The sequence below is a fragment of the Ruegeria sp. AL11 genome, assembly GCF_056540865.1.
This window is the reverse complement of the sequence record NZ_JBQFXO010000020.1, coordinates 1-24359: the sequence shown is the minus strand read 5'-3', so window position 1 is coordinate 24359 and position 24359 is coordinate 1. Positions and strand designations below refer to the sequence as shown.

The window sequence follows — 24359 nt, the reverse complement described above, 5'->3', positions numbered from 1 at the left end:
GACATGGCTAAAAAAGCAATGATCGAACGCGAAAAGAAGCGCGAACGCCTGGTGGCCAAATATGCCGCAAAGCGTGCCGAGCTGAAAGAAATCGCGAATGACGAGAGGCGCCCGATGGAAGAGCGTTTCAAAGCGCGTCTGAAACTGGCGAAACTGCCGCGCAACAGCTCGGCTACCCGTCTGCACAACCGTTGTCAGCTGACCGGTCGTCCCCACGCTTACTACCGTAAGCTGAAGGTCAGCCGTATCGCGCTGCGCGAGCTGGGTTCTGCTGGTCAGATCCCCGGCATGGTGAAATCGAGCTGGTAAGGGAGACATAGATATGAATGATCCTATCGGCGATATGCTCACCCGTATCCGCAACGCGCAAATGCGCGGCAAGTCCACCGTTTCCACCCCGGCTTCCAAGCTGCGCGGTTGGGTTCTGGACGTGCTGGCGGACGAAGGCTACATCCGTGGCTATGAAAAGACGACCGGTGCAAACGGTCATCCGGCCATCGAAATCAGCCTGAAGTACTACGAAGGCACCCCTGTTATTCGCGAGCTGAAGCGGGTTTCGAAACCCGGTCGTCGCGTCTACATGGGCGTCAATGACATCCCGCAGGTCCGTCAGGGTCTGGGCGTGTCGATTGTCAGCACTCCGAAAGGTGTGATGTCGGACGCAAACGCTCGCTCCAACAATGTTGGCGGCGAAGTGCTCTGCACCGTCTTCTAAGGAGGTCTGCAATGTCTCGTATTGGTAAAAAACCGGTCGAGCTGCCCAGCGGCGTTACCGCCTCTGTGTCGGGTCAGACCATCGAAGTCAAAGGTCCGAAAGGCACCCGCAGCTTCACCGCCACCGACGACGTGACGCTGTCGGTTGAAGACAACGTGGTCAAGATCGACCCCCGTGGCATGTCCAAGCGTGCCCGCCAGCAGTGGGGCATGAGCCGCACCATGGTTGCCAACCTGGTAACCGGTGTGACCGAAGGCTTCAAAAAAGAGCTGGAGATCCAGGGTGTTGGTTACCGGGCTCAGATGCAGGGCAACACCCTGAAGCTGAACCTGGGCTACAGCCACGATGTTGATTTCACTGCTCCGGAAGGTGTCACCATCACCGCGCCGAAGCAGACCGAGATCGTTGTGGAAGGTATCGACCAGCAGCAGGTGGGCGAAGTCGCGGCCAAAATCCGCGAATGGCGCCGTCCCGAGCCGTACAAAGGCAAGGGCATCCGTTACAAGGGCGAGTTCATCTTCCGCAAGGAAGGCAAGAAGAAGTAAGGACGCAAACAATGGCAAACAGCAAAAGAACCCTGTTTCTGAAGCGCCGCCTGCGCGTTCGGAACAAACTTCGCAAAGTCAACGCCGGCCGTGTACGCCTGTCGGTTCACCGTTCGAACAAGAACATCAGCGTTCAGCTGATCGACGACGTTCGTGGCGTGACCCTGGCATCGGCCTCGACCCTGGAAAAAGATCTGGGTGTTGTTGGCAAGAACAACGTCGAAGCGGCCACCAAAGTGGGCGCGGCCATCGCCGAGCGTGCCAAGAAGGCAGGCGTCGAAGAGGCCTATTTCGATCGTGGTGGCTTCCTGTTCCACGGCAAGGTGAAAGCAGTTGCCGACGCCGCGCGTGAAGGTGGTCTGAAGATCTAAGACTTGCGGGCGGCTTTCGATCCGCCCCGATGATCCGGGGGCCTCGGCGACAGTCGGGGCTCACTTGGATTGAAGAAAACGGCGCCGAAAGCGCCACATGAGAAAAGGGATGCCAAATGGCAGAACGTGAAAACCGTCGGGGCCGTGGCCGCGACCGTGAAGAAGCACCGGAATTTGCAGATCGTCTGGTCGCAATCAACCGCGTGTCGAAAACCGTAAAAGGTGGTAAGCGCTTTGGCTTCGCCGCTCTGGTGGTTGTCGGCGATCAGAAAGGCCGCGTCGGCTTTGGTAAAGGTAAAGCGAAAGAAGTACCTGAAGCCATCCGTAAGGCGACTGAGCAAGCCAAGCGTCAGATGATCCGCGTGCAACTGCGCGAAGGTCGTACCCTGCACCACGACATCGAGGGCCGTCACGGCGCTGGTAAAGTGGTTATGCGCACCGCACCTGAAGGTACTGGTATCATCGCCGGTGGTCCGATGCGTGCCGTGTTCGAAATGCTGGGCGTCAAGGACGTTGTTTCCAAGTCGCTGGGCTCGCAGAACCCGTACAACATGATCCGCGCCACCATCAACGGCCTGCAGAAAGAGCAGAGCCCGCGTTCGGTTGCCGCACGTCGTGGTAAAAAAGTTGCCGACATCCTGCCCAAGCGGGACGAAGCACCGGCTGAAGCCGAAGCGTAAGGAGTAGCGAGCAATGGCAAAAACCATCGTCGTCAAGCAGATCGGTTCTCCGATCCGTCGCCCCGCCGAACAGCGCGCAACCCTGATCGGTCTGGGCCTGAACAAGATGCACCGCACCCGTGAGCTGGAGGATACGCCTTCGGTTCGCGGCATGGTCAACAAGATCCCGCATCTGGTTGAAATCATCGAAGAGCGCGGCTAACCGCCCTCTGAAAATACTTTTGGAACCGCCTCTGACCTTCGTCAGGGGCGTTTTCTTTTGCTCAAGTGAATCTGCGAATCGCCTAGTTCGACCGCTTACCTCACGCCTTGAAGAGGGTCGTAGGTCCCGCTGAATCCGTAGGCAACAACGGCGCCGAGGTCGTCTTGCGAGGCCGAGTTTCAGCTTTCCCAATCCCAAAATTTGTCTTTTCTTAAATGGGGTTAGAAGATCGAAAAGAGTTTCGTCTGAGGCTCCACAAACGCTTGCAAAGGCGATTTCGCCTCTGACAGAGTGGCCGGGCAAGAACCGGGAGCAGGGGCTGACTATGGCGCGCGACTATCTCAAAAAGGCGATGCTGACGGCGCAATCTGATGCGCCCGAGGTTCACGATACGGTCAAGACCATCCTGGCCGAGATTGAAGCCGGCGGCGACGCGAAGGCACTGGAATATGCAGCCAAGTTCGACAGGTTCGACGGCAACGTTCTGATGACGCAGGACGAGATTGACGCCGCCATTACGCTTGTGCCTGAAAAGCTTAAGGCGGATATCCGTTTCGCCCATAACAACGTCCGCCATTTTGCCGAGGCACAGAAGGCCACGATGGCCGACGTCCAGACCGAGATCGTGCCCGGAGTGATCGCTGGCCAAAAGGCGATCCCCGTGGATGCGGCGGGCTGCTATGTGCCCGGCGGCCGGTACAGCCATATCGCCAGTGCGATCATGACCGTGACAACCGCCAAAGTGGCCGGATGCCGCCACATCATCGCGTGCTCCCCTCCGAAACCGGATGAGGGCGTTGCGCCAGCGGTAGTCTATGCGGCCCATATCTGTGGGGCCGACAGTATTCTGGCAATGGGAGGGGTGCAGGGTGTCGCCGCGATGCGATACGGCCTGTTCGGCCTGCCGCGCGCGAACATCCTTGTAGGGCCCGGGAACCAGTTCGTGGCCGAGGCCAAGCGCATCCTCTACGGTGAGGTTGGCATCGACATGATCGCCGGACCAACCGACAGTCTGGTCCTCGCCGACAGCAGTGCGGACCCGCTTGTTGTGGCCACCGATCTCGTGAGTCAGGCGGAACACGGGTATAACTCTCCTGTCTGGCTGGTGACAGATGACCGAGCGCTTGCGCAGAATGTCATGACACTGGTGCCCGAGTTGATTGCAGATCTTCCTGACCTGAACCGAGAAAACGCGGCTGCTGCATGGCGCGACTATGCCGAGGTCATCGTTTGTTCGGATCGCGAAGAGATGGCCGCTTGTTCTGACGAATACGCGCCGGAACACCTGACCGTTCAGGCCGAGGATCTGGAATGGTGGCTGGATCGCCTGACCTGCTATGGCTCTTTGTTTCTGGGGGAAGAGACCACTGTATCCTATGGGGACAAGGCAACGGGTACCAACCACGTTCTGCCGACCTCGGGGGCGGCCAGCTACACGGGCGGGCTGAGCGTCCACAAATACATGAAGATCGTGACATGGCAGCGGGCGACTCGGGAAGGCTCAAAACCCATCGCCCTGGCCACTGCCCGGATTTCGCGCGTGGAAGGGATGGAGGGACATGCACGGGCGGCCGATGTGCGCCTCGCCAAGTATTTCCCGGATGAGGAATTTGATCTGCGTGCCGAAGGATGATCGGTCCAACCACCACCTGCCAAACTGTTCTCTGGCCTTGATACCGCACTGGGTACTATCCTTGGCTTGATAGGGCCGACCGGGTCGAAAGGAGTTTGACATGTACAAGAAAGTTCTCGTTCCAATGGCGCTGGATCACGATATCTCGCAACACACTCTGGAAGTGGCGCGTGCCTTGTCTCAGGGCGGCGGAGAGATCATTGCTTTGCATGTTTACGAAATGCCGCAGGGCTCGGTCAGTGCGTTTCTGGACAAGGATCTGGTGGCAGAAGGATATCGCCGCGCCCGACTGGAACTGTCGCGCAAAGTCGAAGGGCTGGATGGGGTGAGTTCCGAACTCGTGAAGGGCCACACGGCGCGCACGATCATAGATTATGCGGCGGAGAACGGTGTCGATTGCATCGTCATCGGGTCTCACAAGCCCGATCTCAGCGACTATTTCCTGGGCTCAACCGCGTCGCGCGTTGTGCGTCATGCCCCTTGCGCGGTGCATGTGTACCGTAGGTGATAACCGTCAATCACGCCCTTGGGCGACAACAACAGGAATGACAGCCGGAAGATGAATATAGACAAGAAGATCACTGACGATCTGGTGGCGAATGACATTTCGTTCGTGACCACCGTCCCCTGCAAACAACTGGCTGGTGTCATTGATGAGATCGACCAGCGCGAAGGCATCTATCACATCCCTTCGAACAAAGAGGATGAGGGGATGGGCCTGTGCGCAGGCGCATGGATGGGCGGTAAGCGCCCGGCCATTATCATGCAGAACACAGCAATCGGGGTGACGATCAACACGTTGGCGACTCTGATCCAGTACTACCGGATGCCACTGCCGATGCTGATCTCGTATCGCGGTGAGTTGCGCGAGCCGATTGCATGTCAGGTTGAGATGGCGGTCCACACCAAAGCGTTGCTGGCGCAGCTCAATATCCCGACTTACCACTTTCACCATCAGGCGGATGTGGCTGAGCTGGATGCGATCCTGAAATACACATTCATGTGCAACAAGCCGGTTGCCATTCTGACCGATGCCAACTTCTGGGGAGGCTATGGCGACCAATGATCCGTTCTGAAATCCTTAAAGAAATCGCTCCGATCCTGCGGGATCAACTGGTGGTTTGTAACATCGGCATTCCGAGCCAAGAGCTGCACGCGTTTGATGACCAGCCAACGAATTTCTACATGCTGGGCACGATGGGGTTGGCTTCATCCATCGGTCTGGGGTTAGCTCTGTCCCAGCCCAAGCCGGTGATCGTGATTGATGGGGACGGCTCCGTTCTGACCAATCTTGGAACGCTGCCGACCATCGCGAACAACGTGGCTGACAATTACATCCTGCTGATCGTCGACAATGGCTCATACGGGTCCACGGGGGATCAGCCGACCTATGCGGGTTTGAAGACGTCGCTGGCGAAAATGGCGGCTGCGGCAGGATGTGAGCGCGTGATTGAATGCGCCGCCGAAGATACAGGGCGTGTGTTGCAGGAGGCGTTGGACGCTCGACAGATGACCATCATTGTCAGCAAATGCGATAGCGGCAACGCTAAGATGCCGCCGATCACGATGGACCCTGTGGTGATCCGAGATCGGTTTATGAAGGCCGTACAGGCCTGATCACCTCTTCGGTTTTGCGGAATGCACTGATCAAAGCCGCCCTTTGCGGGCGGCTTTGGCACTTCATGTCTAGCGCGACAGAAGACGCCGTTTCTCGGCCATGACCTCGCGGCGTTGCTGTTCTATCCCCGTCCGGAAGGAGCGCTCGACAAAGTCGATATGGTCCAGCGCGGCTTGTTCGGCGCGCTTTTCGTCTCCGTCAATCACCGCTTGACCCAGGGCAAGGTGCTGATTCAGCAGCTGTTTGCCTGAACCGTCAATCGATTTCAGGAAACTGCGGTTATAGAAAACACCTCGCTTGGTCAGTTCGTAGATCGAGGCCATCATATGGATCAAAGTGGCGTTCTGGCTGGCGTCGACGATGGCCGCATGCAGGGCGAAATCCGCCTCGCGAGAGGCTTTGGCATCGTTCGCCTCCCACGCCCGCACATTTTCGTCGAGGATTTCGGCGATCCTCTCCTTGTCGGCCTTGGTGGACCTGCGGGCGGCAAGGCGGGCCGCAAAGCCCTCTTGTTCGCGGCGGTATTCCAGGTGGTCGAAAAAGGCAGGCTCGTGCCGTTCGTAGAGCGCCAGAAGGGCCGGCAACATCGCTTGCCCGGTTAGGGCAGCGACAAAGGTCCCCTCACCATGCTGAGTGGTAACCAGCCCGCGCTCTTCCAGCACGGCCAGTGCTTCGCGCAGCTTCGGCCGCGAGACCCGAAGCATCTCGGCCAGATCCCTCTCGGACGGCAGCTTGCGCCCCTGTTTCAGAATACCCGACGCGATGAGGTCTTCGATCTGCGCCACCACGGCGTCGGCCAGCGATTCGTGTCCGACCGGTTCAAAAATCGCCTTGGTGTTCATGGGATATACCTAAGTAAGATGCCGAGGTGATATATATTGGTAAATAAATGTAACCATATTGGTGCGTTTTTCAAGCGTTCAGTTCCAGCATGGAAATGCAACTTAACGCGTTCAATAAAATAAAAATTTCCGAAAATACGAAGTGATCCATACAAATTGAGTGCGCCCAGTCAGGGACATTTCTGCTGATCCATTGGTAAACAAAATTATTGACTGAATAGCATTGGTAAAGTTAGTGAACCACTAGTGCATACCCGCAAGGGTCTGCGTTTGTGTTTGAGGCAGATGCCCGACCCACCAGGAGGAGACATTATGAAAAAGACCCTGACGAGCCTTGCCGTAGCCGCCAGCCTGATGGCCGCACCTGCGGTTGCTAAAGACAAGCTGCTGTTGAAAACCCCGATTGCGTTCTCGACCGAACTGCCTGGTCTTGGTTCGCCAATCCCGCGCGTTGCCGAGCAGTTGGACCTGATGTCGGGTGGTACGCTGAAGATGAAGGTATATGAGCCAGGCAAACTGGTTCCACCGTTCGAAATTCTGGACGCGGTTTCGACTGGCAAGATCAACTCGGGCTACACCACCGCTGGTTACTGGGCGGGTAAAATCCCGGCTGCTCCTCTGTTCTCGGCCGTTCCTTTCGGCCCTGAGGCGGGCGAATACATGGCGTGGCTCTACTACGGCAACGGCATGACTCTGTACCAAGAGATGTATGATCAGGCGGGCTACAACGTCCACGTGATCCCTTGCGCTGTCATTGCACCCGAGACCTCGGGCTGGTTCGCCACCGAGATCAACTCACCCGAAGACCTGAGCGGCCTGAAGATGCGTTTCTTCGGTCTGGGCGGCAAGGTTATGCAGAAGCTAGGTGTTGCGACCTCTTTGCTGCCCGGTGGTGAGATCTTCCCGGCGCTGGAAAAAGGTGCGATCGACGCGACCGAATTCTCGATGCCCGCCATCGACGCGCGTCTGGGCTTCCACAAGCTGGTCAAGTTTAACTACTTCCCCGGCTGGCACCAGCAAGCGACCGTGTTCGAATTGATGATCAACAAAGACGTCTGGGCGGAAACCAGCGAGCAGCACAAGGCGATCATCGAAAACGCCTGTAAGGCTTCGATGGCCGACAGCTTTGCCGAAGGTGAAGCGATCCAGCACGCGGCTCTGATCGACAACGTTGAAAACAACGGCGTCACCCTCAAGCAGTGGTCACCTGAGATGCTGGATACCTTCCGCAGCACTTGGGAAGAGGTCGCCGCCGAAGAGGCCGCAAATGACGCTTTCTTTGCCAAGGTTCTGGCCGACATGACCGAGTTCCGTGACGGCTATAACCTCTGGAAGACCAACGCCTTCCTCCCACGTCAGTAACTTCCTCACTGACGTCTCTGGGGCAGCGGACACTGCTGCCCCAGTCGATTTCTGATCTTCGGATTTTTCCAAACTTTCACCGCCCTTGCACAGGGCTGCCGGGCGAGGAATGACCATGAGCAATCCAAATACCACCAAAGATCCGGTTGAGGCCTATGAAGGCATCCTGGAGCATCCCGATACCGACCGCCAAAAGATCGCCGTAGCCATTGATACCAGCGTCAAGGCTGTTGGCCATGTCGTCATGTGGGCGAATGTTCTGCTGATGGCGGCAATCTTCTCGCAGGTCGCGTTGCGCTATCTGCTCAGCCAGAACTACCCCAAGCTGGATGAGATCCAGTGGCACTTCTACGGCATCGTTACGATGATCGGCATCTCATATGCCTTGATCACAGACAGCCACGTGCGCGTCGATGTTCTGCATATGCAATTGTCCCGCCGGGCGCAGCGGATCATCGAGGTGATCGGCATTCTGACCCTGCTGACGCCGTTCATCTATCTGATGATCGATCAGGGCTATGACTATTTCTATGAAAGCTTCCGCGTCAACGAACGCTCGGACAGCCCTACTGGTCTTCCAGCGCGTTGGGCCTTTAAGGCGGTCATTCCAATCAGCTTTGTTCTGTTGGCGCTGGCTGCTCTGGCGCGGCTGATCCACGACGGGCACGCGTTGATGTACGGACCGACCTCAGAGCGCGAAGGGGCTCCGCTGCGTCGTATCTTGCTGGTTCTGGCTGTGTTTGCCGCTGTCTGTGTAGGCCTTACCTTCCTAGTCGAAACGACCGAGGAAAAACTGGTCATTGCGATGTTCCTGACCTTCATCGCGCTGCTCTTCACCGGCTACCCGGTGGCTTGGGTGTTGGCCGGTGTCGGTGTCGCCTATTGCGGTCTGGCTTACCTGTTCGACAATGACCTGATGCTGTGGACCGGGTTGGAGAGCACCTTTACCGGACTCGACTACCTGACCCTCGGCGCGGTGGTGAACCGGGTCTACGCGACCATGTCGAACGCGGTTTTGGTTGCCCTGCCAATGTTCATTTTCATGGGCTTGATGCTCGACGAATCCGGTGTGGCCGAGCGTCTTATGACCTCGATGCAGCGCCTGTTCGGCACCGTGCGGGGTGGTTTGGCGATTACTGTGACCCTGATCGGGATCATTCTGGCGGCCTCGACCGGTATTATTGGGGCCTCCGTGGTGTTGCTGGGCGTGCTGTCTTTGCCGTCGATGATGCAGCAGAAATATCAGCCGACGCTGGCGGCGGGCGTGGTCTCTGCCTCGGGCACGTTGGGTATCCTGATCCCGCCCTCGATCATGCTGGTGATCATGGCCGACCAGATGGCCCTGTCCGTCGGAGACCTGTTCATGGCCGCCGTCTTCCCCGGTGTGATCATCGGGGGGCTATACCTGACCTATATCTTCATCCTCGCACAGGTGAAGCGCGACGCGGCTCCCGTGCCCGAAGGCGCCAAAGCACCCGACTGGGATGCTGTCAAAGACGTTCTGATCGCGGTCATTCCAACGCTGCTGCTGATCCTCGCGGTTCTGGGCTCGATCTTCGGAGGTCTGACCACCCCGACCGAGGCCTCTGGCATCGGCGCCTTGGGCGCGACGCTGCTGGCGCTGGGATACCGCAAGCTGACGTTTGCGAAATTGTGGAACGTGCTGGTTTCGACCTTCAACACCACCGCCTATATCTTCGCGATCTTCCTTGGCGCGACGGTATTCTCCTATGTTCTGCGCGAACTTGGCGGCGATGAACTGATCGAACATGTGGTCCAATCCACCGGCTTCGGTGCCAATGGCACGGTCCTGTTCATCCTGTTCATCGTATTCCTGCTGGGTTTTGTGTTGGATTGGATCGAGATTACCTTAATCGTGCTGCCTCTGATGCGTCCGATCGTGAACGGCTTGGGCATCGACATTCCGGGCTTCGGAGTGCTGGATGAACCCGCGCTGGTCTGGTTCGTGATCTTGGTGGCGGTGACGCTGCAAACCAGCTTCCTGACTCCGCCGGTTGGGTTCGCGCTTTTCTACCTGAAAGGCGTCTGCCCGCCCGAGATCAAGCTGATGCATATCTACAAAGGCATCATCCCCTTTGTGCTGCTACAACTGACCGGATTGGCGCTTGTCTTCCTATGGCCGACACTCGCCACCTGGCTGCCCTCTGTGGCGTACTAAGGAGATCACGCTATGCGTCTCAAGCATTGCCACAACTTTCACGACTTCCGGCAGCTGGCCAAGCGCCGCCTGCCGGGGCCGATCTTCAACTATATCGATGGCGGTGCGGATGATGAGGTGACATATCGCCAGAACACCGCCGCTTTCGACCGCTGCGATCTGCTGCCCTCGGTTCTGCGCGGGGTGAAGGACGTGGACATGTCCGTCACCGTGATGGGCCAAAAGCTGGACATGCCGTTCTACTGCTCGCCCACCGCTCTGCAGCGGTTGTTCCACCATCAGGGCGAACGGGCTGTGGCCGCCGCGGCCGAGAAATATGGCACCATGTTCGGTGTGTCTTCGCTGGGCACCGTGTCGCTTGAAGAGCTACGCAAAAAACACAAGAACCCCCAAGTCTATCAGTTCTACTTCCACAAAGATCGCGGCCTGAACGCGGCCATGATGCAGCGCGCTAAAGAGGCCGGGGTTGAGGTCATGATGCTGACCGTCGACAGTATCACCGGCGGCAATCGCGAGCGTGACCTGCGCACTGGTTTCTCGATCCCGTTCCGCCTGACATTGGGAGGCATGATCCAGTTTGCGATCAAGCCGATGTGGGGGATCAACTATGTCACCCACGAAAAATTCCGCCTGCCGCAATTGGAAGAGCATGTGGATATGGGCGGCGGCGCCAGCTCGATTGGCGGCTATTTCACCGAGATGTTGGACCCGTCGATGAATTGGGATGACGTCGCGCAGATGGTGCGCGATTGGGACGGTCAGTTCTGCCTCAAGGGGATCATGACAGTCGAAGATGCCAAGCGTGCGGCTGAGATTGGCTGTACCGGGATTATTCTGTCGAACCATGGCGGGCGGCAGCTGGATGGCTCACGCACGCCGTTTGATCAACTGGCCGAGATCGTAGATGCGGTCGGCGACAAGCTGGACGTGATCATGGACAGCGGCATTCAGCGCGGTACTCATGTGCTGAAGGCGCTTTCGATCGGCGCGAAAGCAGTCGGTGTCGGACGTCAATACCTGTATCCTCTAGCCGCCGCTGGTCAGCCGGGTGTCGAACGAGCGCTTGGCCTCATGCGGGCCGAGATTGAGCGCGACATGAAGCTGATGGGTGTGACCAGAATCGACCAACTGAGCCGCGAGAATATCCGTTTCCGGGCTGCATAAAGACACGAGGGATGCCATGACCAATGACGCGTTGATTGAACATTTCCGCTCTGTCGTTGGTGCGCGGCATGTCCTGACCGGCGAACGCGCGACCGAACGGTTCCGGCGTGGTTTCCGTTCGGGCGAGGGCGAGGCGCTGTGCGTCATCCAGCCCGGCAGTCTTGTGGAGCAGTGGAAGGTCCTGAAGGCCTGCGTTGCAGCCGATAAGATTGTCATCATGCAGGCGGCCAACACCGGCCTGACCGAGGGGTCGACCCCCTCGGGCAGCTATGACCGGGGCGTGGTACTGATCAACACGCGCCGCATGGACACTCTGGTGCCGCTGAACGACGGCGAGCAGATCGTTAGTTTTCCCGGCGCCACCCTGTTTGCGCTGGAAAAACTGTTGGCCCCAATGGGGCGAGAGCCGCACTCGGTGATCGGCTCCTCATGTATCGGTGCGTCGATTGTGGGCGGGGTCTGCAACAACTCGGGCGGGTCACTGGTGGAACGTGGCCCCGTTTACACCGAACTGTCCGTCCACGCGCGGATATCCGAGAAGGGCGAGTTGGAGCTGGTCAACCATCTGGGAATCGATCTGGGCGACACGCCTGAAGAGATCCTGGCAAATCTCGATGCAGGCACGTTCGACCGTAACCCGGGGGCCACGAACAAACGCGCCTCGGCTAGTGACTACGCGCAGATCGTGCGTGATGTGGATGCTGAAACGCCTGCGCGGTTCAACGCAGACACGGCCAAGCTGTTCGAATCCGCTGGCTCGGCTGGCAAGCTGGCCGTCTTTGCCGTACGGCTTGATACGTTCCCCAAGAACAATGCCGAAAAGGTCTTTTACATCGGAACAAACAGCCCCGATGATCTGGCCGCCCTGCGCCGTCACATCCTATCCGAGTTCAAGTCGCTGCCAGTATCCGCCGAATACATGCAGCGCGAGGTGTTCGACATCACGGCGCGCTACGGCAAGGATACGGTCGTGATGATCGACAAGCTGGGCACCGACCGGCTGCCGATGTTCTTTGCTCTCAAAGGCGCAGTCGATGCCCGCCTGCGCCGAATTCCCTTCCTGCGCAATTTCACTGATCGATTCATGCAGATGGCGGTCTCGGTCTGGCCGCGTGTCTTGCCGAAACGGATGGTCGAGTTTCGCGACCGCTTCGAACACCATCTGATCCTGAAGATGAAGAACGAAGGGATTGCCGAGGCTGCCGAATGGCTGCCCATATTCCTGAAAGATCGTGACGGCGATGCCTTTGAATGCACTCCACGAGAGGCCAAGATCGCGGGTTTGCACCGCTTTGCCGCCGCGGGAGCTGCCGTCAGGTACATGGCACTGCACGGCAATGAGGTCGAAGACATCATTGCGCTCGACGTAGCCTTGCGGCGCAATGATCAGGAGTGGCTTGAGACGCTTCCGCCCGAGATTGAGGATCAACTGGTCCACAAGCTCTACTACGGTCATTTCATGTGCCACGTGATGCATCAGGACTACGTGGTCAAAAAAGGCACCGATCCTAAGGCATTGAAAGCCGCAATGTTGGCGTTGTTTGACACGCGCGGCGCGGAGTATCCCGCTGAACACAATGTGGGGCATCTGTACAAGGCCAAGCCCGATCTAGCTGCCCATTACAAATGCTGCGACCCGACCAATTCTTTCAATCCGGGGATCGGCAAAATGTCCAAAGCTCGGAACTACGCGGAGCCCGAATAGTAGGCTCTGGCGTTTTCACCCCTGATCTTATCAAAGGCCTATTCCCGACCAAGTTGTCGTCTCATGCGGTTCGCCCGGGAGAAGCCCGAATTCGATGCGTCTGGGCCGTTCGGATAGGGGATGATTGCCTCTCAAGCCTGAGGTCAAGCGCAGGTTTCACAGCTGCGTTGAGGCAAAAAAATCCAGCCCTACGGGAATCCCCCAATTTCGCCATCTGTCGCGGCCCGCTAAACAAGAGACAACAGCTGGCCCCGACGGGCCATACAGAGTTTCCCCGATGAGGGGCTGGTCCATACCCCCTCGGCCGGCCCCTCAATAATTTTCAGGGTATGCGCTGAGGCCTATTTCACCTGATCGGACAGCTGCAGCATCTGCACGACCAAGGACGGAATCTCCTCCGCCTTGTCATAGGCAACGTCGTGCGGAATATCTGTCACGGGCGACTTTCGATAGCCTTGCGTGAACAGGAGAAATGGGATCTCGGCACGCTCGGCTGTTTCTGCGTCCACCTCGCTGTCGCCCACGAAAACACGCGACCCATGAGCTGGCAACGCGTCGAAGCTTGCAAACAGATGCTGGGGGTCGGGTTTCCTTGTGGTCAGGCTGTCACCGCCCAGAACCACATCGAAATATTGCGACAGGTCCAGTACGTCGAGAATATGCCGGGCAGGGGCCTCGGGCTTGTTGGTGCAGACGCCCAGTGTATGCCCCTGCGACCGCAAGCTGGCCAAAGCCTGAGGAATGCCGGGATAGGGCACCGTCGTCTTGCTGGCCCCTGACGTGTAATGCGCGAGCGTCACTTTCGTCAGCTCTTCGTGACGGTCCAAGGGCAATTCGCAGTGCCGGATCATACGCTCGACCAGCTTGGGCAGACCATTGCCGACGAATCGCCCGATCACCTCGCGCGGCAGAGGGGGCAGGTCGAGATCGCTCAGTGTCTGGTTTGCGGCTGCTACGATGTCTCCCAGGCTGTCGACCAGAGTTCCGTCCAGATCAAATACAATTGCCGCGCCCATTGTGACCTCAGTGGTTTGCCTATGCGTTCAGGCCTAACCTGCCCGCCAGGAAGGCGCAACACGGCATCTTTCTGCAAGCGCAAATGCGCGGCTTGACAATCCTTACTAAAATTATCAGAATAAGAACAGAAGCCGACAGCCACCCCGAACTAGGGTCAGCCAGGTCATTGAGAAAGCGAACAGATCAGGCCCTTGCCTGAGATACTCCGGAGTTGTCAAATGAACGCGCAGACCCCTATCGCCACCCAGTCCTTTGCCGTATCCGTGCTGCCTTCGCACAAGGCCGAAGAGCTGACCAAAGGCGGCAATCTCGCCCATATCGAACTGGGTGATCAGCTTTATACGCTGCGCATTACCCGTGCAGGCAAACTGATCCTGACGAAATGAGCAGCCCGTCGTCCCGGGGTGGCGCAGCGGTTGGCCGCCTGACAGACCTTGCCCCAATCGAAGCAGGTGCGGTGATGTATCTGCGCCTCTGGAGCGAAGGTGCCAGAGGCCGCGTAGATGCTGCCAGTGATTTCGACATCGCCTTGGGCGCAGATCAGGGGCGCGCCGCAATGCTGACCTTGGATCGTCTATGCTCGCTGTGTGCCAGCTATGGCCGCCGCCCATTGATCCGTCATGGATTGGGATGTGCCTGTCTGGGCGCGGATGAGAATTGTTTTGCCCAGATGATTGCGGCCGCATCTGAGGGCGCGCGGGAAGACGCGATGATGATGGCCTCATTGATCGTGCGCCCGGATTTTGCGCCGGCCCTTGCCTCACTGTCAGAAGAGCTGGGGATGGCCCTGCGCCGCATGACAGCCGCCGTTCCAATGCCGACAACCGGTCATCAAACCCCCTCAGCCGTGTTGCATTGATCGGCAAATGAAGCCCCGGCGGTTGCGCCGGGGTTTCTACTTAGCAGCAGCCACATCCTGCGTGGTGGTGATCTTGGTCGCAAACCGGGGCAGGGGCATAGTCGCCTGCGCCTTTCAGGACATCGCGCAACGTCCAAAGGATCATGTCCACATCCTCGACCTCAATGGTCAGAGGTGGGCGGATTTTCAGGATGTTGTCTTTCGGACCTTCGCTGCCGATCAGAATGCGATGATCGCGCATCCGGTTCTTCACAAAGCTGCAGATCTCGGTCCCTTCCGAGCCATCCGGGTTGATCAGCTCTACCCCCAGAAACAGACCCATCCCACGTACGTCGCCAACGCAGCCGAACTCGGATTCGATCTGACGCAGGCCCTTCATCAGGCGGCCGCCCATGGCGCGGGCATTGTCCTGCAGGCCTTCGTCATCAACGATGTCCAGAACCTCTTTCCCGATGCGGCAGGACAGGGTGGAGCCGCCGAAGGTCGAGAAGAACTCGATCCCGTTGTCAAAGCTCTGGGCGATTTCCTTGGTTGTGACCAGCACGCCCAGCGGGTGGCCGTTGCCAATCGGTTTGCCCATGACAACGATATCGGGCAGCGCGCCTTGGTGTTCGAAACCGAAATAGAATTCGCCCAGCCGTCCAAGCCCGGTTTGTACCTCATCCGCGATGCAGACACCGCCCGCGGCGCGGATTTTCTCATAAACTGCAGGCAAATAGCCTTTCGGAGGAATGATCTGCCCACCGACCGAAGGGAAGGTCTCGGCGATGAAACCGGCCACGCCCTGACCTTTCTCTTGCAGAGCAGCAATCGCCGGGTCAACGAGATCTGCGTATTTTTGCGCGCGGTCGGCGTCGTCACGTTTGAACGCGCCACGGTAGTCATCCGCGACCTCAACCAGCTCGACCCAATCAGCCTGACCGATCCCGCCAGGTTTGTTGAACTTATAGGCCGAGATCGCGACAGCGGCGTTGGTATTGCCGTGATAGCCGTGATCCGGCGTCACGATCCCCTTGGCGCCGGTATGGGCGCGGGCCAGACGCAGGGCCAGCTCGTTGGCTTCGGTGCCCGAGTTGACAAAAAAGCAGACCTCGAAATGATCCGGCAGTTTCGATAGCACCTTGTTGGCAAACGCGGTCTGCGCCGGGTGCAGGTAGCGGGTGTTCGAGTTCATCCGCTTCAGCTGATCCGCCGCGACGGCCTGAATGCGCGGGTGGGCGTGGCCCACATGCGGGACGTTGTTATAGGCGTCCAGATAGGGGCGACCCCACTCGTCGAACAGGTGGTGTTTCCAACCGCGCACGAGCATGACCGGGTCATTGTAGGTCAGGCTCAGATTGCCGCCGAAATGATCGTGACGCCCTTGCAGAACGGCCTGTTTGTCGGTCGGCTGATAGCAAACCTTGTCATCGGCCAGATTCAGCAAGGCCGCCGGGTTCGGACAGACCGCGTTCCAAAGCTCCAGCTCATCGGGATCGGCGACACCGGGCCAGTCAGCCTCCATGCCATCGGTTGTCAAGGCGAGTTGGAAATGCACGTGCGGGGCCCAACCACCATTCTGCGAGGCATCCCCAAGGCGCACGAACGCAGCGCCTTGTGCCACCGGATCGCCCGGTTTCAAGCGGTCACAAACCTCTGGGTCCAGATGGCCGTAAAGCGTGTAGAACGGATCCCCCTCGGGCGTTTCATGATGTAGGATCACCACGCCGCCATAGTCGAGATGGCTGTCCCGGTTCTCGACAACTTCGACCCGACCGCTCATCGGGGCGCGCAAAACCGTGCCAGCAGGGGCGAAGACATCCACGGCCAGATGTACTGTGCGCCGGTCCGAGGCTTTCCACGGCCCCTTACGGAACCCGGGCTCGGCATAGATCAGGCGGGGTTCGTTGTAATAGCCCAGCCACAGGCCCTCACCGAATTCTTCGCCCACCCGTGCGGCTTCTTCGAGCGGCATGTGAAACGGGTTCTGCGGCCAGGTGGAGTTCTCAACTGAGAGAGAGCCCATCGGCACATCGCTCAGGTCCTGGCCAAACATCTCGGCGAAATGGCCGCGATGCTCGGAGAGGTAGGCGTGGATGCGCTCAGCCCCATCGACCACCGGCAAGCCGCAGGCGCTGCGCAAGCGGGCGGACATCAAGCCGCCATTGACGGCCTCGTTCTCAAGGAACCGCCAGGCCGGGGCCTGACTGATGGTCACGTAAGGATCATCGGGGTTTTCAGCCGCCATCAGGGTCGAATTCACTACGGACACCGCCAGCCGCATCCGCAACATGGGCCAGATAAGATCGACCTCCTCAGCGCTCAGCCGATTGGTGGCGTGATAGCCGCGGACCAGAGCGGTCAGAGCGCGTTCGGGTTTCGGATAATCCAGAACGATATAGGCCCCGGCAATGGCCACCTCGCATACGCGCGGCGCGGCGCACATGTCGCCCAGGTCGATTAGGCCGGATATGGTACGCCGTTCGCTCAGCTCTCCTTCGACGAGAATGTTGTAGTCATTGGCGTCGTTGTGAATGGCTTGCGTGGGCAGGCTGTTCAGCGCATCTGAGATCGCAGTGAAACCCTGTACAATTTCGTTCAAAAGCGCGCGGCGGGACGGGTCACTGACCGCATCCAGTTGATCCGCAATCCAACCGCCTTTCACCAGGTCCCATTTGAAATCGTCCCGCTGCAGGCTGCCATGCGCAAACCCAGTCAGAGCCCGATCGGTCGCGCCAAGAACGCGTCCGAGTTTCAGGATCAAATCTTCGGATTTTGGCTCGACTTTGGCGTAGCACTGACCCGGAAGGCGCTCCAACAACCAAGCCAAACGCGGGTGACCGTCCTTATCTTCGATCTCGGGCAGGACAGCACCATCCAGCGAGGGGAATACCTTGGGGAAGGGCAGCCCCGGCGCCTCAGACGTGATATGTTCGAGCGCTTTGACTTGAAGATCGACAAACTCTGGTTCGCACCCCGCGCGCATGACTTTCAGGACATAGTCCTGTCCGTTCTTCGCTTCGACCAGAAAGTTCAGGTCATACTCTCCGTCCAGCCGTGTCAGACGGGCATCCAGCCCCCAATACTTGCGCAGGGCATCCGCCCAGAAATCATGCATGTCTTTCATTCCCATCCCTATCCGCCGCGCAACGCGGATCTCTTCATCTGGCTAAAAATATCTTCGGGGGTGAATTGGCATACAGGGCCAAGAGGGGGCAGACAGCCCCCTTAATCCAACGCCCGCAATCGCTTGATCAGCGACGAGGTATCCCACCGCCCACCACCAAGTTTTTGCACATCCTTGTAAAATTGATCCACCAGTGCCGTGACAGGCAAGGACGCGCCCGTCTCGTTGGCGGTGTCGAGACAGATGCCCAGATCCTTGCGCATCCAGTCCACTGCAAAGCCGTGGTCGAAATGGTCGTCCAGCATGGTCTCATACCGGTTCGCCATCTGCCAGCTACCTGCCGCACCCTGGCTGATCACCTCAACCACCGCGCGCCCGTCCAGACCGGCCTTTTCAGCAAAATGCAGCGCTTCGCTGAGGCCCTGAACCAAACCGGCAATCGCGATTTGGTTGCACATTTTGGTCATTTGACCTGCCCCGCTATCACCAATCCGGCGACAGATTTTCGAATAGACCTGCATGATCGGCTCTGCCGCATCAAACACCGCCTGATCGCCGCCGCACATGATCGACAGAACGCCATTCTCGGCCCCGGCTTGCCCGCCCGAGATCGGCGCGTCGACAAATGAGATCCCTTGCCCTTTGGCCGCCTCATAAAGCTCACGCGTCACCTTGGCGGAAACGGTGGTGTGATCCACAAAGATCGCGCCATCCGACATCCCGGCAAAAGCGCCATCCGCGCCGGTGCAGACCATCCGCAGGTCGTCATCATTGCCAACGCAGGACATGACGAATTCGGCCCCCTCCGCAGCACCTTTGGGGGTCGTCGCCTTTGCGCCGCCATGTTCGGCCACCCAGGCCTCGGCCTTGGAGGCGGTCCGATTGTAAACGGTGACCTGATGCCCTGCAGCCTGAAGGTGCCCAGCCATGGGATAACCCATAACACCCAAACCAAGAAACGCGACTTTTGCCATGGGATGATCCTCTCCGCTGACCGGCATTGCTTGATTGCCGGAGTATTTGGCACTGACAAAGCAAAGCCTGCGCGAAAGGGCAACCCCGTGTTAGCTGTTCCCGCCCAGATCCTTCAGGATCGGGCAGTCAGGTCGGTCGTCTCCGGCGCAGGCTTCGATCAAATGGCTCAGCGTGTCGCGCATCGCCTTGAGGTCGGCGATTTTTGCGTCAATCTGCGCCAGATGATCCCGTGCAACTTGCTTTACATCCGCGCTCGCCCGGCTTTCATCTTCATAGAGCGCCAGCAACGTGCGGCAGTCTTCGATGGTGAACCCCAAGGCGCGCGCGCGGCCCAGAAAAGTCAGCTTGTGGATGTCCTGTTCGCGAAACCGGCGATAGCCGTTGTCATCGCGCAGAGGTTTAATCAGCGCGATATCCTCATAGTAGCGGATCGTTTTCGCGGGCAGTCCGGTCCGGGTTGAGACATCGCCGATATTCATGCGTGGGCCTCCTTCGTGGTTTTTTGCGCGCTTTCCGCGACGTTGGGGCGGACCCATCGCAGACGCAGCGCATTGGTAACGACAAAGACGCTGGACAGGGCCATCGCGCCCGCCGCAAGCACCGGGGACAGCAATGGCCCGCCAAAGGGGTACAGCACTCCGGCAGCCACCGGAATCAGCAATGTGTTGTAGCCAAACGCCCATCCGAGGTTCTGGCGAATGTTGCGCATCGTCCGATGGCTGATGTCGATTGCGTTCACGACGCCACGCAGATCGCCGGACATCAGAACTACATCGGCGGCCTCGATCGCGACATCCGTTCCGGTGCCGATGGCGACGCCGACATCAGCTGCCGCCAGCGCCGGTGCGTCGTTTATCCCATCGCCCACAAAGGCGAGCGCGCCGAATTCGCTGCGCAAGCCCTCTAGCGTTTTCTGTTTGTCGCCGGGCAGTAGGTCGGCGGCCACGTGATCAAGGCCCAGCCTGTCGGCCATCGCTTGCGCCGTCTGCGCGTTATCTCCGGTTACCATGGCAAGCGTCAGGCCCATATTGTGCAGTTTTGCCAGCGCCTCGGCCGTGCCCGGTTTCATAGGGTCCGATACAGCCAGACTCGCTGCCGCCACCCCATCAATGGCCAAGAATAGTGGGGTCGCGCCCTGCGCGGCCCTTGCATCGGCGTCTGGTTTCAAGTCCGAGATATCCACACCCTTCTGATGCATCAATTTGTATGATCCAATCAGCAGGTCGTGCCCCTCTGCGCGGCCCTGAAGGCCAAGACCGGTGAGGGACTGAACCTGAGAAACCTCGGGCAGATCAGAAGGCCCGGCGCGGGTGATCGCAGTAGCAATAGGGTGTTCCGAGCGCGCCTCGATCGCGGCGGCCAGTCGTAGGACTTGATCCCGCTCAAAGCCGTTGGTGGTTGTCACGTGATCTAGTTCGGGGCGCCCGAGGGTCAGCGTACCGGTTTTGTCGAAGGCGATGACCTTGGTCTGCTGTAAGTGTTGCAGCGCATCTCCCTTGCGGAACAAAACACCCAACTCCGCCGCGCGGCCTGTTCCCACCATGATCGAGGTCGGCGTGGCTAGACCCATGGCGCAGGGGCAGGCGATGATCAGGACCGATACCCCGGCCACCAGTGCCAGCGGCAATGAGGGAGAAGGCCCGAAGATCAGCCAAGCAGTGATGGTCAAAGCCGCCACCAACATCACTGCAGGAACAAAGCGATAGGTCAGCCGGTCGACAAGGCTTTGGATGGGCAGTTTGGCCCCCTGCGCCTGTTCCACCATCGAGATGACTTGGGCCAGAACCGTGTCCGCCCCAACGCGAGTCGCCTGCACACGCAGCGCGCCGGTTCCGTTCACGGTGCCGCCCACCACCGGGTCGCCAGCGGATTTGCCAACCGGCACCGGCTCTCCCGTAATCATGCTTTCATCGACGTAAGAGGTTCCGTCGAGGATATCTCCATCCACCGGAACGCGTTCTCCGGGACGGATTTGCAGAAGGTCACCCACCGCTATTTCGGCAATAGGGCGATCTTCTGCTGCTCCGTTTCGTTCGACGCGCGCGGTTTTGGGCTGAAGCCCGATCAGCGCTCGGATTGCCGCGCCGGTTTTGCCTTTGGCGCGCGCCTCCATCATGCGGCCCAGAAGGATCAGAACAATGATCACGGCTGCGGCCTCAAAATACACATTCGCTGTACCCTGCGGCAGCAGGCCGGGCGCGAAAGTCGAGATGATGGAGAACAGATAGGCCGCCCCCGTCCCCAAAGCGACCAGAGCATTCATGTCCGGCATCCCGCGCAACAGCGACGGAATGCCCTTGGCGTAGAACACACGTCCCGGGCCAATCAACAGTGCGGTGGTCAGGGCAAACTGGATCAGATAACTGTTCTGCTGTCCGAGGGTTGCGTGAACCCAATGGTGGAAGGCTGGAACCATGTGCCCGCCCATCTCGAGAACAAATACGGGCAGGGCCAAAATAGCGGCCAGCACTGTCGCACGCTTCAAGTTGCGCGCCTCATCCGGCGTATCATCGGATCGGGTTTCCGACCCCGGAGATGTCTTAAGCTGCGCGGGAAACCCAAGCTGAGTTGTGATCTGTGCCAGCGCCTGCGGCGTGGTCGCGCCCTCGATGTAGGTGACCGATGCGCTTTGGTTGGCAAGGTTCACACTCGCCTCAAGAACGCCGGGGCTGTCTTTCAGAGTGCGCTCGATCTTGGCCACGCAAGAGGCGCAATTCATCCCGGTGATCTGTAAAGCGGTCTGATGCATTGCCGCAGGATAGCCGGCGGCCTGCAATGCATCACTGAGGGCCGAAACCGGTCCGTCAAACGTAACCTGAGCCGTCTGGGTCGCAAAATTGACCGAGGCGTCCTGTACGCCGGGGACAGACTGCAAGGCAGCCTCGGCGCGCCCAACGCAAGAGGCACAGTTCATGCCCGTGATTTTCAATTGAGTGCTCTGGGTCATGCGACTCATCCCGACAGATATCTTACCGACCACATGGGGGTTCCAGTGACGGGAAGGTCAAGAGGTGTTGCGTGATTTTTAGCGGCCCTCGCGCCGAAATAGGCTTTCAAGCAAGGTTTGGGCATTGGGGCTCTCGGGGGCCGACCGCACCGCATTGGGTGAGGCAAAGAAGCCAAACAGCACAACAAGGAACAAAAAGGCAGATCCGATGATCAACGCCGAGGCGATCTGCAAAGCTGAGCGTATCATACTACTGCCCTTTCATGTTGTCACCGCCGCAGTCAGCAAAGCGAGCACCAAAATGATCGGCACATATCGCGGGGCTACAAAGCTGGAGCGGCGTTTCATCGTCAGATCCTTGGGTGTACAGATCGGTTACTCTTTAAAAAGTGTTCTCACTGGCTATGATTTGCAAGAGCTCACGTTGCAAAAAAGTGAAGTCGTTGTGATGCTTTGGGTTCACGACATTCAGTGACGTGAAGAAACCGCAATGGAAGTGGGATAGAAATGTACAGCCCGGTACACTCAGGTGCTTTCTGATGCGTCCTAACAAACGCGATGAACTGGTGCGCAAAGCGATGGAGGTCTTCTACCGAGACGGGTTTCACGCGACCGGCATGGATAAACTGGTGGTGGAAACCGGAGTGTCCAAGACTTCGATGTACAAACACTTCCGCACCAAGGAAGATCTGATCCTGGCCGTTCTACGCCTAAGGGATGAGAGTTTCCGCAATCGGATCCTGCGACGGGTTGAGCAGCTGGCGGACACGCCAGCCGGGCAATTGATTGCCACTTTTGATGCTTTTAAAGAATGGTTCGAAGAGGACGATTTCCGCGGATGCATGTTTCTGAAAGCCGCGGCCGAGTATCAGGATGCCAGCCATCCGATCCACGTGCAGGCAGCAGAACATAAACGGGTTATTTTGGAACACTTGACCTCATTGGCGCGCCGATCCGGCGCACATGCGCCAGAGCTTCTGGCCCGTCAGATCGTCTTGCTGCAAGAGGGCGCGATCGTCTCGGCCGTTTTGTCGAAAAACGGCAATCCGGCTGAAGACGCAAAGGCCGCAGCGCAAATGCTGCTGGATGCTGCGCTGAGCCGAAAGAACGCTGCGTTGCATTGACGGAACGCGGCGTTACGTGGATTGGCCTATCTACGGTGCCGCGATAGCCTTTCAGGTAACACCTGATCGGAGAATACCACATGTCGCTTTTTACCTCGACCGCAGCCTGGGTCACTGACGAACACCGGATGTTTGCCGAAATGGCAGGGCGGTTTCTGGATGATGAACTGGTCCCCAACGCGGAAACCTGGGCCGCGAATGGCATCGTAGACCGTGCATTCTGGCACAAAGCCGGGGAAACCGGTCTGATGGCGGGTGCGATCCCGGAAGAATATGGCGGCGTCGGCGGGGACATGGGTTTTGACTCGGTCACTCTGTACGAACAGACGGCGCGTGGGGACGCCGGATGGGGATATGGGATCCAGTCAATCGTGACGCACTACATCACGGCCTATGGCAGCGAAGACCAAAAACAGCGTTGGTTGCCCAAGCTGGCCTCGGGCGAGATGGTAGGGGCTTTGGCCATGACCGAGCCGGGCACAGGCTCGGATGTGCAGGCGGTGCGGACCTCGGCTGAAAAGGACGGCAATTCCTACCGCCTGAACGGGTCTAAGATCTTCATTACCAACGGTCAGAGCGCGGATCTGATCATCGTTGCCGCCAAGACGGACAAGACCTTGGGTGCCAAGGGGGTATCTCTGATTGTGGTTGAGACGGACGGGGCCGAGGGTTTCCGGCGCGGGCGCAACCTCAAGAAGCTGGGTATGAAGGGCAATGACACCGCCGAGTTGTTTTTTGAAGATGTCAAAGTGCCGATGACCAATCTGCTCGGCCCGGATGAGGGGCAGGGGTTCTACCAGTTGATGAAACAGCTTCCGTGGGAGCGTTTGACCATCGGCATCATGGCACTGGGCGCGATTGATTTCGCCATCTCTGAGACAGTGAAATACGTGCAGGAGCGCAAGGCCTTTGGTCAGCGCGTCATGGATTTCCAAAACACGCGGTTCAAACTGGCCGAGTGCAAAACCAAGGCGGAAGTGCTGCGTAGTTTCGTGAATGATTGCATTGGCAAGTTGGATGCGGGCGAGTTGGATGCCGCCACCGCGTCCATGGTCAAATACTGGGGGTCTGAGGTCCAGAACGAGATCATGCACGAGTGTCTGCAACTTTTTGGCGGCTATGGCTTCATGATGGAATACCCGATCGCCCGCCTTTACGCCGATGCGCGCGTGCAGATGATCTATGGCGGCACCAATGAGGTCATGAAGGAACTCATCGCGCGTTCGATAGACGTCTGAGGCTCTCCCGCCCGTCGTCGAAGTTCCTGTCGGAACATCTCCTCCCGTTGGTCCGGGCAGGCGCGGGCTGCGCCCGC

At 58.6% G+C, this 24359-nt stretch carries 24 protein-coding genes and 1 pseudogene; 19 read left to right on the top strand and 6 right to left on the bottom strand.

The window, feature by feature from the left end:
- Window positions 1-3 precede the first annotated feature (3 nt).
- The 10 genes from rpsN to comE all read left to right on the top strand — a co-directional run bounded on the left by rpsN (window position 4) and on the right by comE (window position 5763).
- Window positions 4-309, top strand: coding sequence for a 30S ribosomal protein S14 (gene rpsN, locus ACR0IP_RS22540; RefSeq protein ID WP_480528086.1), 306 nt, complete (start codon window positions 4-6; stop codon window positions 307-309).
- A gap of 13 nt (window positions 310-322) precedes the next feature.
- Window positions 323-715, top strand: a complete 393-nt coding sequence (rpsH, locus tag ACR0IP_RS22535) for a 30S ribosomal protein S8 (protein ID WP_170373360.1) — start codon at window positions 323-325, stop codon at window positions 713-715.
- A gap of 11 nt (window positions 716-726) precedes the next feature.
- Complete coding sequence (gene rplF / locus ACR0IP_RS22530; protein ID WP_170373361.1) at window positions 727-1260, top strand: 50S ribosomal protein L6; 534 nt, start codon at window positions 727-729, stop codon at window positions 1258-1260.
- Between the two features lie 11 nt (window positions 1261-1271).
- The gene (gene rplR, locus ACR0IP_RS22525) at window positions 1272-1631 is read left to right on the top strand and encodes a 50S ribosomal protein L18 (RefSeq protein WP_039523386.1); all 360 of its coding nucleotides are present in this window, start codon (window positions 1272-1274) and stop codon (window positions 1629-1631) included.
- 116 nt (window positions 1632-1747) lie between these two features.
- Window positions 1748-2311: a 30S ribosomal protein S5 gene (gene rpsE, locus ACR0IP_RS22520; protein WP_170356677.1), complete on the top strand. Its 564-nt coding sequence runs from the start codon at window positions 1748-1750 to the stop codon at window positions 2309-2311.
- Between the two features lie 13 nt (window positions 2312-2324).
- On the top strand, window positions 2325-2513 hold the full coding sequence (gene rpmD, locus ACR0IP_RS22515) for a 50S ribosomal protein L30 (RefSeq protein ID WP_074736195.1): 189 nt from the start codon (window positions 2325-2327) through the stop codon (window positions 2511-2513).
- A 325-nt stretch (window positions 2514-2838) separates the two neighbouring features.
- Complete coding sequence (gene hisD, locus ACR0IP_RS22510; protein ID WP_170693129.1) at window positions 2839-4146, top strand: histidinol dehydrogenase; 1308 nt, start codon at window positions 2839-2841, stop codon at window positions 4144-4146.
- Between the two features lie 100 nt (window positions 4147-4246).
- Entirely contained in the window at window positions 4247-4654 is a 408-nt protein-coding gene (locus ACR0IP_RS22505) for a universal stress protein (protein WP_170662747.1), read from the top strand.
- A gap of 51 nt (window positions 4655-4705) precedes the next feature.
- Complete coding sequence (locus tag ACR0IP_RS22500; RefSeq protein ID WP_170468582.1) at window positions 4706-5212, top strand: sulfopyruvate decarboxylase subunit alpha; 507 nt, start codon at window positions 4706-4708, stop codon at window positions 5210-5212.
- On the top strand, window positions 5209-5763 hold the full coding sequence (gene comE / locus ACR0IP_RS22495; RefSeq protein ID WP_480528085.1) for a sulfopyruvate decarboxylase subunit beta: 555 nt from the start codon (window positions 5209-5211) through the stop codon (window positions 5761-5763). Before ACR0IP_RS22500 ends, comE begins: the two co-directional genes overlap by 4 nt.
- 69 nt (window positions 5764-5832) lie before the next feature.
- Here the strand turns inward: comE and ACR0IP_RS22490 are convergent, their stop codons facing one another.
- The gene (locus tag ACR0IP_RS22490; protein WP_480528084.1) at window positions 5833-6606 is read right to left on the bottom strand and encodes a FadR/GntR family transcriptional regulator; all 774 of its coding nucleotides are present in this window, start codon (window positions 6604-6606) and stop codon (window positions 5833-5835) included.
- 312 nt (window positions 6607-6918) lie between these two features.
- Here ACR0IP_RS22490 and ACR0IP_RS22485 point away from each other — a divergent pair, with 312 nt between their 5' ends.
- The 4 genes from ACR0IP_RS22485 (at window position 6919) to dld (ending at window position 13016) form a co-directional block, all read left to right on the top strand.
- Complete coding sequence (locus tag ACR0IP_RS22485) at window positions 6919-7968, top strand: TRAP transporter substrate-binding protein (RefSeq protein ID WP_170380531.1); 1050 nt, start codon at window positions 6919-6921, stop codon at window positions 7966-7968.
- Between the two features lie 115 nt (window positions 7969-8083).
- Entirely contained in the window at window positions 8084-10147 is a 2064-nt protein-coding gene (locus tag ACR0IP_RS22480) for a TRAP transporter large permease subunit (RefSeq protein ID WP_480528083.1), read from the top strand.
- Window positions 10148-10159: 12 nt separating this feature from the next.
- Window positions 10160-11311, top strand: a complete 1152-nt coding sequence (locus ACR0IP_RS22475) for an alpha-hydroxy acid oxidase (protein WP_170681397.1) — start codon at window positions 10160-10162, stop codon at window positions 11309-11311.
- Between the two features lie 16 nt (window positions 11312-11327).
- Window positions 11328-13016 (top strand): D-lactate dehydrogenase, encoded by a 1689-nt coding sequence (gene dld, locus ACR0IP_RS22470; RefSeq protein ID WP_480528082.1) that lies wholly within the window; start codon window positions 11328-11330, stop codon window positions 13014-13016.
- Between the two features lie 341 nt (window positions 13017-13357).
- Here the strand turns inward: dld and gph are convergent, their stop codons facing one another.
- Complete coding sequence (gph, locus tag ACR0IP_RS22465; protein WP_480528081.1) at window positions 13358-14032, bottom strand: phosphoglycolate phosphatase; 675 nt, start codon at window positions 14030-14032, stop codon at window positions 13358-13360.
- Window positions 14033-14251: 219 nt separating this feature from the next.
- Here gph and hemP point away from each other — a divergent pair, with 219 nt between their 5' ends.
- The gene (hemP, locus tag ACR0IP_RS22460; RefSeq protein WP_170468565.1) at window positions 14252-14419 is read left to right on the top strand and encodes a hemin uptake protein HemP; all 168 of its coding nucleotides are present in this window, start codon (window positions 14252-14254) and stop codon (window positions 14417-14419) included.
- Complete coding sequence (locus ACR0IP_RS22455) at window positions 14416-14892, top strand: hypothetical protein (protein WP_480528080.1); 477 nt, start codon at window positions 14416-14418, stop codon at window positions 14890-14892. Before hemP ends, ACR0IP_RS22455 begins: the two co-directional genes overlap by 4 nt.
- A 40-nt stretch (window positions 14893-14932) precedes the next feature.
- Here ACR0IP_RS22455 and ACR0IP_RS22450 read toward each other — a convergent pair whose 3' ends face one another.
- The 4 genes and pseudogenes from ACR0IP_RS22450 to ACR0IP_RS22435 all read right to left on the bottom strand — a co-directional run bounded on the left by ACR0IP_RS22450 (window position 14933) and on the right by ACR0IP_RS22435 (window position 21920).
- On the bottom strand, window positions 14933-17998 hold the full coding sequence (locus tag ACR0IP_RS22450) for an aminotransferase class III-fold pyridoxal phosphate-dependent enzyme (protein ID WP_480528079.1): 3066 nt from the start codon (window positions 17996-17998) through the stop codon (window positions 14933-14935).
- A 101-nt stretch (window positions 17999-18099) separates the two neighbouring features.
- A pseudogene (locus ACR0IP_RS22445) lies at window positions 18100-19041 on the bottom strand (NAD(P)-dependent oxidoreductase); the annotation flags it as partial.
- 21 nt (window positions 19042-19062) lie between these two features.
- Window positions 19063-19452, bottom strand: coding sequence for a Cu(I)-responsive transcriptional regulator (gene cueR / locus ACR0IP_RS22440; protein ID WP_170484511.1), 390 nt, complete (start codon window positions 19450-19452; stop codon window positions 19063-19065).
- Entirely contained in the window at window positions 19449-21920 is a 2472-nt protein-coding gene (locus ACR0IP_RS22435; protein WP_480528078.1) for a heavy metal translocating P-type ATPase, read from the bottom strand. Before ACR0IP_RS22435 ends, cueR begins: the two co-directional genes overlap by 4 nt.
- 208 nt (window positions 21921-22128) lie before the next feature.
- On the opposite strand from ACR0IP_RS22435, the gene ACR0IP_RS22430 reads away from it, so the two are divergent.
- The 3 genes from ACR0IP_RS22430 (at window position 22129) to ACR0IP_RS22420 (ending at window position 24282) form a co-directional block, all read left to right on the top strand.
- Complete coding sequence (locus ACR0IP_RS22430; protein ID WP_170693113.1) at window positions 22129-22395, top strand: hypothetical protein; 267 nt, start codon at window positions 22129-22131, stop codon at window positions 22393-22395.
- A 64-nt stretch (window positions 22396-22459) separates the two neighbouring features.
- The gene (locus ACR0IP_RS22425; protein ID WP_480528077.1) at window positions 22460-23044 is read left to right on the top strand and encodes a TetR/AcrR family transcriptional regulator; all 585 of its coding nucleotides are present in this window, start codon (window positions 22460-22462) and stop codon (window positions 23042-23044) included.
- An 80-nt stretch (window positions 23045-23124) separates the two neighbouring features.
- On the top strand, window positions 23125-24282 hold the full coding sequence (locus ACR0IP_RS22420) for an acyl-CoA dehydrogenase family protein (protein ID WP_170693109.1): 1158 nt from the start codon (window positions 23125-23127) through the stop codon (window positions 24280-24282).
- Window positions 24283-24359 lie beyond the last annotated feature (77 nt).

Coding starts and splice junctions, on each gene's coding strand:
- rpsN (WP_480528086.1), top strand. CDS start 4: ATGGCTAAAAAAGCAATGATCGAACGCGAAAAGAAGCGCGAACGCCTG.
- rpsH (WP_170373360.1), top strand. CDS start 323: ATGAATGATCCTATCGGCGATATGCTCACCCGTATCCGCAACGCGCAA.
- rplF (WP_170373361.1), top strand. CDS start 727: ATGTCTCGTATTGGTAAAAAACCGGTCGAGCTGCCCAGCGGCGTTACC.
- rplR (WP_039523386.1), top strand. CDS start 1,272: ATGGCAAACAGCAAAAGAACCCTGTTTCTGAAGCGCCGCCTGCGCGTT.
- rpsE (WP_170356677.1), top strand. CDS start 1,748: ATGGCAGAACGTGAAAACCGTCGGGGCCGTGGCCGCGACCGTGAAGAA.
- rpmD (WP_074736195.1), top strand. CDS start 2,325: ATGGCAAAAACCATCGTCGTCAAGCAGATCGGTTCTCCGATCCGTCGC.
- hisD (WP_170693129.1), top strand. CDS start 2,839: ATGGCGCGCGACTATCTCAAAAAGGCGATGCTGACGGCGCAATCTGAT.
- ACR0IP_RS22505 (WP_170662747.1), top strand. CDS start 4,247: ATGTACAAGAAAGTTCTCGTTCCAATGGCGCTGGATCACGATATCTCG.
- ACR0IP_RS22500 (WP_170468582.1), top strand. CDS start 4,706: ATGAATATAGACAAGAAGATCACTGACGATCTGGTGGCGAATGACATT.
- comE (WP_480528085.1), top strand. CDS start 5,209: ATGATCCGTTCTGAAATCCTTAAAGAAATCGCTCCGATCCTGCGGGAT.
- ACR0IP_RS22490 (WP_480528084.1), bottom strand. CDS start 6,606: ATGAACACCAAGGCGATTTTTGAACCGGTCGGACACGAATCGCTGGCC.
- ACR0IP_RS22485 (WP_170380531.1), top strand. CDS start 6,919: ATGAAAAAGACCCTGACGAGCCTTGCCGTAGCCGCCAGCCTGATGGCC.
- ACR0IP_RS22480 (WP_480528083.1), top strand. CDS start 8,084: ATGAGCAATCCAAATACCACCAAAGATCCGGTTGAGGCCTATGAAGGC.
- ACR0IP_RS22475 (WP_170681397.1), top strand. CDS start 10,160: ATGCGTCTCAAGCATTGCCACAACTTTCACGACTTCCGGCAGCTGGCC.
- dld (WP_480528082.1), top strand. CDS start 11,328: ATGACCAATGACGCGTTGATTGAACATTTCCGCTCTGTCGTTGGTGCG.
- gph (WP_480528081.1), bottom strand. CDS start 14,032: ATGGGCGCGGCAATTGTATTTGATCTGGACGGAACTCTGGTCGACAGC.
- hemP (WP_170468565.1), top strand. CDS start 14,252: ATGAACGCGCAGACCCCTATCGCCACCCAGTCCTTTGCCGTATCCGTG.
- ACR0IP_RS22455 (WP_480528080.1), top strand. CDS start 14,416: ATGAGCAGCCCGTCGTCCCGGGGTGGCGCAGCGGTTGGCCGCCTGACA.
- ACR0IP_RS22450 (WP_480528079.1), bottom strand. CDS start 17,998: ATGAAAGACATGCATGATTTCTGGGCGGATGCCCTGCGCAAGTATTGG.
- cueR (WP_170484511.1), bottom strand. CDS start 19,452: ATGAATATCGGCGATGTCTCAACCCGGACCGGACTGCCCGCGAAAACG.
- ACR0IP_RS22435 (WP_480528078.1), bottom strand. CDS start 21,920: ATGACCCAGAGCACTCAATTGAAAATCACGGGCATGAACTGTGCCTCT.
- ACR0IP_RS22430 (WP_170693113.1), top strand. CDS start 22,129: ATGATCAACGCCGAGGCGATCTGCAAAGCTGAGCGTATCATACTACTG.
- ACR0IP_RS22425 (WP_480528077.1), top strand. CDS start 22,460: ATGCGTCCTAACAAACGCGATGAACTGGTGCGCAAAGCGATGGAGGTC.
- ACR0IP_RS22420 (WP_170693109.1), top strand. CDS start 23,125: ATGTCGCTTTTTACCTCGACCGCAGCCTGGGTCACTGACGAACACCGG.